Raw genomic sequence first — 8,850 nt, 5'->3', positions numbered from 1 at the left:
TTATCAGAAGTTCTGAGCCGGTCTGACCGGCTGTTCATTTCCGATTCATCGGGAGTGCGCTTCGTCGAATTCGATGATTCGGGAGGAAGCGGATAGGTACTCACTGTCGCCCTGCGGGGTGACCCCGTCTCCAGGCAACTGTTCGAATCTACCTCCCCGCTAGCTCCGTGTCAACGGCTCTTGCGGGAACGGAGAGGACACTAGCAGCTCGCCAGGGGTGGATGCACATCAGGCGGCCGTCGGCACGGTGGCGCTGCGCTCGTAGGCATCGACGTCACCCGTGTCGCCGGCGCGCGCGGCCCGCCCGCCCAGGACGTAGACGTAGGCGAGGAAGGCCAGCTCGGCGACGACTCCGATGGTGATGCGGGCCCAGGTGGGCAGGCCGGAGGGGGTGACGAAGCCTTCGATCGCGCCGGAGACGAACAGGACCAGGGCGAGGCCGATCGCCATGCCGATGGCGGCGCGGCCTTCTTCGGCGAGGGCGACGCGCCGGGTGCGGGGGCCGGGGTCGATGAGGGTCCAGCCGAGACGCAGGCCGGTGCCGGCGGCCACGAAGACGGCGGTCAGTTCGAGCAGGCCGTGGGGCAGTACGAGGCCGAGGAAGGTGTCCAGGCGGCCGGCCGACGACATGAGGCCGAAGCCCACGCCAAGATTGAGCATGTTCTGGAACAGGATCCAGATGACCGGCAGGCCCAGGAAGACGCCCAGGATGAGGCAGAGCGCCGCGGCCCACGCGTTGTTCGTCCAGACCTGCGCGGCGAAGGACGCCGCGGGGTTACTCGAGTAGTAGGTCTCGTACTGGCCGCCGGGGCGGGTGAGCTCGCGCAGCTCGCTGGGGGCGGCGATGGTGGACTGCACCTCCGGGTGGGTGCCGATCCACCAGCCGAGGAGCGCCGCGACGGCGGTCGACAGGAGTGCCGTGGGCACCCACCAGTGGCGGGCGCGGTAGACGGCGGCCGGGAAGCCGTAGGTCAGGAAGCGGGTGACGTCGCGCCAGGAGGCTCGGCGGGTGCCGGTCACGGCGCTGCGCGCGCGGGCCACCAGTTGGCTGAGCCGTCCGGTCAGCTGGGGATCGGGGGCGCTGGACTGGATCAGGGAGAGGTGGGTGGCCGTGCGCTGGTAGAGGGCGACGAGTTCGTCGGTCTCGGCGCCGGTCAGCCGGCGCCGTCGCTGGAGCAGGGCGTCGAGGCGGTCCCACTCCGCGCGGTGGGCGGAGACGAAGACGTCGAGGTCCATCGGTGTGCCTGCTCCTCGGCTATCGTCGGCGGCTCGTCGTGGATCAGCTTGTCGTACTGCGGCGCGGTGCGTCCTCAGCTTGGCAGACTGGCGGGGACGGGGGCAGTCAGCAGTCAGGGGAAGGGCGGCGGGCGTGAGTGAGCTGGTGACGGGCGAGGCGGTGGCGTTGGAGCTGCGCCCCGCGAGGCTGCCCAGCAGGGCGCTGGCCGTCCTGCTCGATCTGGCCGTGGCCGTGGCCGTCTATGTGGCGGTGACCGTGGTGCTGGTGGCGTCCACCGCCTCCCTGGACATGGCGGCGCAGACCGCGTTGTCGATCGCGGCCTTCGTCCTCGTGCTGGTGGGTGGTCCGATCGCCGTGGAGACGCTCAGCCACGGGCGGTCGCTCGGGAAGATGGCGTGCGGGCTGCGGGTGGTGCGGGACGACGGCGGGCCGATCCGGTTCCGGCACTCGTTGGTGCGGGGCCTGATCGGCGTGATCGAGATTCTGATGACGTTCGGCGTCGTGGCCTGTATCGCGTCACTGGTGTCGGCGCGTGGGCGACGGGTCGGTGACGTGTTCGCCGGAACCCTGGTGGTGCGGGAGCGGGTGCCGGCCTCGCGCGCTGGTTTCATGCCGCCGCCTCCGCCGTGGCTCGCGGGACGGTTCTCGGGGCTTGATCTGTCCGCGGTGCCCGACGACCTCTGGCTCGCCGTCCGTCAGTACCTGACGCGGATGGGGCAGCTCGATCCCCGGGTCGGCTGGGCCATGGGCGAACGGCTGGCCGCCGATGTGGCGGCTCGTACGGGTGCTCCGGCGCCACAGGGAGTTCCGCCGGCCGCCTACCTCGCGGCGGTGCTGCAGGAACGGCAGGCTCGGGAGGCCCGGCGGACCTTCGGGGCCCCGGCCGCGGGGGGTCCGCCTGCGGGGACTGTGGTGCCATGGGGGGCGCCGTCGGCGGAGACACCGGCGGCGCCTCCCATGGCGCCACCGGCAGCTCCCTCGTGGGAGGCGCGGCCCGAGGTCCCCCGGGACGCGTCGTCGGACGGCCGGTCCGGCACCGGGTTCGTTCCGCCGGCGTAGGCGGGCGGCCCCGGGGGGGCTGCCGTGCCGCCGCGGTTCGCTCGCGCGCCCCCTGTCGGCGTCGGTCACGGGAAGACGGACGGCGGGCTCTCCAGGTCCTCCAGTTCGATGCCGGGGGCCGCGAGGACGACGTCGCCGGTGATGTGGACGGTGTGCTGCTCGCCGGTGTCCAGGGCTGTGACCTGGTATTCGTCCACGGTCAGAGGGCCGTTGTCAGTGGCGTGTGCTTCTCTGTTCAGCAAGGCCCAGGACTGGTCCACGGTGCGGGGGGCGAGGACCGGGTCGGTGAGGGCGACGAGGCGTACGCGGGTGGCCGATCCGGAGGGGGTGAGGCGCAGGAGACGGGTGACGGCGACGAGGAAGGCCGGGGACGTGCCGGTGAAGGCGTGGGCGCGCGCATTGCCTTCGGTGGCGTGGACTCCGGTGGGGTCGGTACGGACCCAGGTGACGCCGTCGATGGCCGCGCCGCGGACCAGCCAGTTCACGGCGTGCAGTTCGAGGCGGATGGGGCGGCCGAGTTCGTCGAGGGCGAGGTCGACGGAGCCGTGGTGGTCTCCGGCGGGTGTGGTCAGCCGGGAGACGTAGCGCCAGCCGGAGGGGCCGGGGGCGCACTGGAAGTGTTCTTCGGCGAGGGGGGTGTGGTCATGCGGATCGTGGAGCGAATACCGGCCGCGGGGCATGAGGGTCCTGGGTCGTGACGGGCTGCTGGTCCGGCGCCGGTCGCTGAGGCACCGACGGGGCAGGCCCCCGGCACGGGGGTGCGGGGGCCTGCCTCGGGGAGCCGTTGCGGTCGGCGGGGACGTGTCGGTGCACGGGTGCGTCCCCGCCGGCCGCGAGTGGCTCAGTAGCGGTAGTGGTCCGCCTTGTACGGGCCCTCGACCTTGACGCCGATGTACTCGGCCTGCTCCGGGCGGAGCGTGGTGAGCTTGACGCCGAGGGCGTCGAGGTGGAGGCGGGCGACCTTCTCGTCCAGGTGCTTGGGCAGCACGTAGACGTCGGTCGGGTACGCGTCGGGCTTGGTGAACAGCTCGATCTGGGCCAGGGTCTGGTCCGCGAACGAGTTGGACATCACGAACGACGGGTGGCCGGTGGCGTTGCCCAGGTTCAGCAGGCGGCCCTCGGACAGGACGATGAGGACCTTGCCGTCGGGGAAGGTCCAGGTGTGGACCTGCGGCTTGACCTCGTCCTTGACGATGCCGGGGATCTTGGCGAGGCCGGCCATGTCGATCTCGTTGTCGAAGTGGCCGATGTTGCCGATGATCGCCTGGTGCTTCATCTTGGCCATGTCGGAGGCCATGATGATGTCCTTGTTGCCGGTCGTGGTAATGAAGATGTCGGCCTGGTCGACGACCTCGTCCAGCGTGGTGACCTGGTAGCCGTCCATCGCCGCCTGGAGCGCGCAGATCGGGTCGATCTCGGTGACGATCACGCGGGCGCCCTGGCCCCGGAGGGACTCCGCGCAGCCCTTGCCCACGTCGCCGTAACCGCAGACGACCGCGGTCTTGCCGCCGATCAGCACATCCGTGGCCCGGTTGATGCCGTCGATCAGGGAGTGGCGGCAGCCGTACTTGTTGTCGAACTTCGACTTCGTCACCGCGTCGTTCACGTTGATCGCCGGGAACAGCAGGGTGCCGTCGCGGTGCATCTCGTACAGGCGGTGGACGCCGGTCGTGGTCTCCTCGGTGACGCCGCGGATCTCCGACGCCAGCTGGGTCCACTTCTGGGAGCCGTCAGTGATGGTGCGGTTGAGGAGTTCGAGGATGACGCGGTGCTCGTCGTTCTCGGCGGTGTCGACGGACGGGACCTTGCCGTCCTTCTCGTACTCGACGCCCTTGTGGACGAGGAGGGTGGCGTCACCGCCGTCGTCCAGGATCATGTTCGGGCCGCCGGTGGGGGTGTTCGGCCAGGTCAGGGCCTGCTCCGTGCACCACCAGTACTCCTCCAGCGTCTCGCCCTTCCAGGCGAAGACGGGGACGCCCTGGGGGTTGTCGGGCGTGCCGTTCGGACCGACGGCGATGGCGGCCGCGGCGTGGTCCTGGGTGGAGAAGATGTTGCAGGAGGCCCAGCGGACCTCGGCGCCGAGGGCGACCAGGGTCTCGATGAGGACGGCGGTCTGCACGGTCATGTGCAGGGAGCCGGTGACGCGGGCGCCGGCGAGGGGCTGGGCCTCGGCGTATTCCCTGCGGATCGCCATGAGGCCGGGCATCTCGTGCTCGGCGAGGGTGATCTCCTTGCGGCCGAACTCGGCCAGGGAGAGGTCGGCGACCTTGAAGTCCTGTCGGTTGTCGACAGTCGTCATTGCGAGCTGCTCCTCGTGTTGGGTCGAGGGTGGGTACGGCTGACCTGCGCGGCGGCGGACACAGGAGTGCCCCGAAGAGGACACAGGCATGCCCGCGTGCGCGCAGCGCAGTCCGTCGGAGGCCCTCTCTCCCTCGGCCGGTCCGTGTCCGGACCGCCCGACCGCCATCAGCAGCGACGTCTGGCTCCGTCCCAAGCTACACCGGTGGTGCCCGGCCTCCCCAGTCCGCCTCCGCACACTTCCGGACGTTCACGAAGCGTGACCGGAGGGGTCACGGGAGGGGCCGGGGCCGTGAAGCCGACGGGGCCCGCCGAGTGGATCGGCGGGCCCCGGGGGCGTGGGAGTGGTGGGTGACGGCGGCGTCAGTGCGCGTCGGGCGGCGTGCTCGGACCGCCCGGGCTGGCCTCGCGGTCCGGGCCCTTGGCCGCCTCGGTCTCGCTGTAGATGTCCGGCTCCAGGTAGATGACGCGGGCGATCGGGACGGCCTCGCGGATGCGGGCCTCGGCGGCGTCGATGGCGGAGGCGATCTCGCCGGCCGTGCCGTCGTGGCGGACGGCGATCTTGGCGGCGACGAGCAGTTCCTCGGGGCCGAGGTGGAGCGTACGCATGTGGATGACGCCGGTGACGGTCTCGCCGGCGGCGATCGCGGCCTCGATCCGCTGCTCGGCCTCGGGGCCCGCGGCCTCGCCGAGCAGCAGGGACTTGGTCTCGGCGGCCAGGACGAGCGCGATGAGGATCAGCAGCACGCCGATGCACAGGGTGCCGATGCCGTCCCAGACGCCGTCGCCGGTGAGCAGGGCAAGGCCGACGCCGCCGAGGGCGAGGATCAGGCCGACGAGGGCACCGAGGTCCTCCAGGAGGACGACGGGCAGTTCGGGGGCCTTGGCGTGGCGGACGAACTCCCTCCAGGACTTCTTCCCGCGCAGGGCGTTGGACTCCTTGATGGCGGTCCGGAAGGAGAAGGTCTCGGCGATGATCGCGAAGACCAGGACGCCCACCGGCCAGTACCAGTGCTCGATCTCGTGCGGGTGCTTGATCTTCTCGTAGCCCTCGTAGAGGGCGAACATGCCGCCGACCGAGAAGAGCACGATGGAGACGAGGAAGGCGTAGATGTAGCGCTCGCGGCCGTAGCCGAAGGGGTGTTGGGGGGTCGCGGCGCGCTGGGCGCGCTTGCCGCCGAGGAGCAGGAGTCCCTGGTTGCCGGAGTCGGCGAGGGAGTGCACGGACTCGGCGAGCATCGACGACGATCCACTGAAGACGAACGCCACGAATTTCGCTACCGCGATCGAGAGGTTGGCGAGCAGTGCCGCCACGATCGCCTTGGTTCCGCCTGACGCGCTCATGTGTCGCGTTGTCCCTTCGCCTTCGTCTACGTCCGTACGCCGGTGGGGGCTCGGCCGGTCATCGGCTTCGCCCCTCCTCGACGGTGCGCCATTGTTGCAGCCCGCGCGGGCCCCGACGTGCCGGATGCCCCGTCGTGCGCCGGTCAGGCATGGGCCGGGCGTGGATCAGAGGCGCACGGTGGCCCGGAAGAGCGTGCCGGATCCGGACACTTCGGTCTTTTCGCCGGCCGGGACGAAGACGGAGCGGCCCGGGGTGAGGTCGTGCTCGCCGGTCCGTACGGCGCCCGCCGTGCAGAGCAGGATCTGCGGGGTGGGCAGGGTGAGGTCGTGGGCGGCGGTGCCCTCGGGCAGGACGTACCGGGAGAGGCGGAACTCGTCGATCGGCGTGTCGTAGACCTCTTCGCCGTCGGGGGACGCCTCCGGGCGCAGGACGCCGGGGTCGCCCGCCTCGAAGCGGACGACGCGCAGGAGTTCGGGGACGTCGACGTGCTTGGGGGTGAGGCCGCAGCGCAGGACGTTGTCGGAGTTGGCCATGATCTCGACACCGAGGCCGTCGAGGTAGGCGTGCGGGATGCCGGCGCCGAGGAACAGGGCCTCGCCGGGCTGGAGTCGCACGTGGTTGAGGAGCAGGGCGGCGAGGACGCCGGGGTCGCCGGGGTAGTGGTGGGCGATGGCGGCGTAGGGCTCGTAGGCGCCGCCGAGGCGGTCGCAGGCGGCCGCGGTCTCGGCGACCGTGCGGGACATCTCCTCGGGGTCGGCGGTGAGGATCGCGGTGAGGACCTCGCGCAGGGCGGCGTCCTCGGGGTGGGCGCGCAGCAGGTCGACGTAGGGCTTGAGGGAGGCGATGCCGAGCCCGTCGAGGAGGTCGGCCGTCTCGGTGGGGGCGCGGAAGCCGCACAGGCCGTCGAACTCGGTGAGGGAGCAGATCAGTTCGGGCTTGTGGTTGGCGTCCTTGTAGTTGCGGTGCGGGGCGCTCAGGGGGACGCCGCGGCGCTCCTCGTCCTCGTATCCCGCCTTGGCCTGGGACAGGTCGGGGTGGACCTGGAGGGAGAGCGGGGCGCCGGCGGCGAGGAGCTTGAGGAGGAAGGGCAGCCGGGGGCCGAACTTGTCGACGGAGGCGGCCCCCAGTTCCTTCTCGGGGTCGGCGCCGACGACCTCGGCGAGGGTGCCCCGGCCGGTGCGGGAGGGGGCGCCGGGGTGGGCGCCCATCCACATCTCCGCCTGCGGTTCGCCGGTCGGCTCGGTCCCGAGCAGGGTCGGGATCGCGGTGGTGGAACCCCAGGCGTAGGGGCGGACGGTGTTGTCGAGGCGGTCCATGGGCTCTCTCTGCCGGTGCGTGCGCGGGGCGTGTCCCGGCCCGTACGCGCTGGTACGGACGGACGTACGCGCTGGTACGTAGGAGATGGTGCGTACGGGATCAGGCGCCCGAGGCGAGCGCCAGGTAAACGGCGGCGAAATCCGTGATGGCGATCAGTTCGGCGAGGGTCTCCAGTTCGCCGCCCGCTTCGGGTTCCAGTTCGCTGATCGGCGTGTCGTGGCCGAGGGCCAGGTCACGGGCGGCGGGCGCGGCGGTGAGGCCGCCGATGGGGCGGTCGCGCAGGAGCACCACGCGCGCGTGCAGGGCGGGCGCCTCCTCCACGCGGTCGCGGAAGAAGTCGTCGGGGTCGGCTCCGGCGGCGAGGCGGCCGGCGAGCAGGGTGCTGTGCGCGGCGAGTGCCTCGGGGAGTTCGGCGACGACGGCCGGGGTGCCGGACAGCTCGGCGAGGGCGGCGGCGAAGCGGCGGCCGGCGGGCCCCGCGGAGATGCCCTCGGTCCACACGACCGGGAGGGAGTCGGCCACCTCGGCCGCGAGGGTCTTGGCGGGGTTGCTGTAGGCGGCGACGGCGGGCCCGCAGCGGGCGGCGACGCGGTCGAGGCGGTCGGCGACGCGGTCGACGGCGTCCGGCGGCGCGTCGAGCAGGCCGGTGCGGTCCAGCAGCGCGAGCAGGGGGGTGAGCAGCGCCCACAGGACGCCGGGGGCGGCGCCGGCGAGGGGCTCGTCGTGGTCGTAGGGGGCGGTAGCCATCGGGATGAACAGGCCGTGCGAGGCGCTCACCGACTCGCTGAGCGGTGAGCCGGCGGGGGCGACGGCGACGACCGTGCAGCCCCGGCGGTAGGCCTGTTCGGCGAGCAGGGACAGGCCCGGCTCGGTGCCGTCGGGGGTGGCGATCAGCAGGAGGTCGACGGAGCCGGTCCAGCCGGGCAGTTCCCAGCGCAGGGCGCCCGCGGCGGGGGCGACGCCGGTCGGCGCGAGGCGGGTGACGGGGCTGCCGGCGCCGGCGAGGGTGCCGAGGAGGTCGGCGGCGTGCGTGGCGGCGGCGCCGGGGCCGGCGATCAGGACGGCGCGGGGGCGGCCGTCCGGTTTCAGGTTCCCGACGCCGGCCTCGGCGGCGTGCCGGGCGGCGGTGCGTACGCGGGCACCGGCCTCGGCGGCGCCGCGGAGCAGGCCGCGTCGGTCGGCCTCGGTGAGGCGCTCCGGGGCGTCGAGCAGCGATTCGTCGAGCATGGCGGCAGTCTCCGATCGCCGGATGCGTTCGTTCGGTTGCGCGGGTCGCCCGGCCGTGGCCGGCCGTCGGTTCAGGCGGGGCGGCGGGCCTCGTCGACGAGGAGGACGGGGATGCCGTCGCGGACCGGGTACGCCAGGCCGCAGTCCTGGCCGGTGCAGATCAGCTCGCTGTCCTGCTCCTTGAGGGGGGCGTGGCAGGCGGGGCAGGCGAGGATCTCCAGGAGGCCGGCTTCGAGCGGCATGGGGGTTCCCTTCGGGGCGGTGGGGCTTGTGTGGATGTGCTGGTCAGGGTACCGCCGGGGCGGGGCTCGTGCGGGTGGCCCGCGTCGTACCGGCGTTGGTGCCGGGAGGGCAGCGCGGCCCGGCG

General features: G+C 72.4%; 8 protein-coding genes. 1 reads left to right on the top strand and 7 read right to left on the bottom strand.

Annotated features, from left to right (window positions below; genetic code table 11):
* Nucleotides 1–228: 228 nt before the first annotated feature.
* The gene (locus ACFIF2_RS33970; protein WP_395577136.1) at nucleotides 229–1,236 is read right to left on the bottom strand and encodes a stage II sporulation protein M; all 1,008 of its coding nucleotides are present in this window, start codon (nucleotides 1,234–1,236) and stop codon (nucleotides 229–231) included.
* Between the two features lie 133 nt (nucleotides 1,237–1,369).
* On the opposite strand from ACFIF2_RS33970, the gene ACFIF2_RS33965 reads away from it, so the two are divergent.
* Complete coding sequence (locus tag ACFIF2_RS33965) at nucleotides 1,370–2,296, top strand: RDD family protein (protein ID WP_395577135.1); 927 nt, start codon at nucleotides 1,370–1,372, stop codon at nucleotides 2,294–2,296.
* 65 nt (nucleotides 2,297–2,361) lie between these two features.
* Here ACFIF2_RS33965 and ACFIF2_RS33960 read toward each other — a convergent pair whose 3' ends face one another.
* The 6 genes from ACFIF2_RS33960 to ACFIF2_RS33935 form a co-directional block, all read right to left on the bottom strand.
* Nucleotides 2,362–2,976 (bottom strand): hypothetical protein, encoded by a 615-nt coding sequence (locus ACFIF2_RS33960; protein ID WP_395577134.1) that lies wholly within the window; start codon nucleotides 2,974–2,976, stop codon nucleotides 2,362–2,364.
* Between the two features lie 161 nt (nucleotides 2,977–3,137).
* Nucleotides 3,138–4,595: an adenosylhomocysteinase gene (gene ahcY, locus ACFIF2_RS33955; protein WP_395577133.1), complete on the bottom strand. Its 1,458-nt coding sequence runs from the start codon at nucleotides 4,593–4,595 to the stop codon at nucleotides 3,138–3,140.
* A 362-nt stretch (nucleotides 4,596–4,957) separates the two neighbouring features.
* Nucleotides 4,958–5,938, bottom strand: a complete 981-nt coding sequence (locus tag ACFIF2_RS33950; RefSeq protein ID WP_395577132.1) for a cation diffusion facilitator family transporter — start codon at nucleotides 5,936–5,938, stop codon at nucleotides 4,958–4,960.
* 165 nt (nucleotides 5,939–6,103) lie between these two features.
* A complete protein-coding gene (gene manA, locus ACFIF2_RS33945; protein WP_395577131.1) occupies nucleotides 6,104–7,255 on the bottom strand; it encodes a mannose-6-phosphate isomerase, class I in 1,152 nt (383 codons plus the stop codon).
* Between the two features lie 100 nt (nucleotides 7,256–7,355).
* On the bottom strand, nucleotides 7,356–8,483 hold the full coding sequence (locus ACFIF2_RS33940; RefSeq protein WP_395577130.1) for an SIS domain-containing protein: 1,128 nt from the start codon (nucleotides 8,481–8,483) through the stop codon (nucleotides 7,356–7,358).
* A gap of 71 nt (nucleotides 8,484–8,554) precedes the next feature.
* Nucleotides 8,555–8,725, bottom strand: coding sequence for a Trm112 family protein (locus ACFIF2_RS33935; protein WP_109005418.1), 171 nt, complete (start codon nucleotides 8,723–8,725; stop codon nucleotides 8,555–8,557).
* Between the last annotated feature and the right edge of the window lie 125 nt (nucleotides 8,726–8,850).

Origin of the sequence: Streptomyces sp. BK79, assembly GCF_044142145.1 — a bacterium.
Lineage (GTDB): Bacteria > Actinomycetota > Actinomycetes > Streptomycetales > Streptomycetaceae > Streptomyces.
The sequence above is the reverse complement of the archived record's forward strand: the minus strand, read 5'-3'. Positions and strand labels throughout refer to the sequence as shown.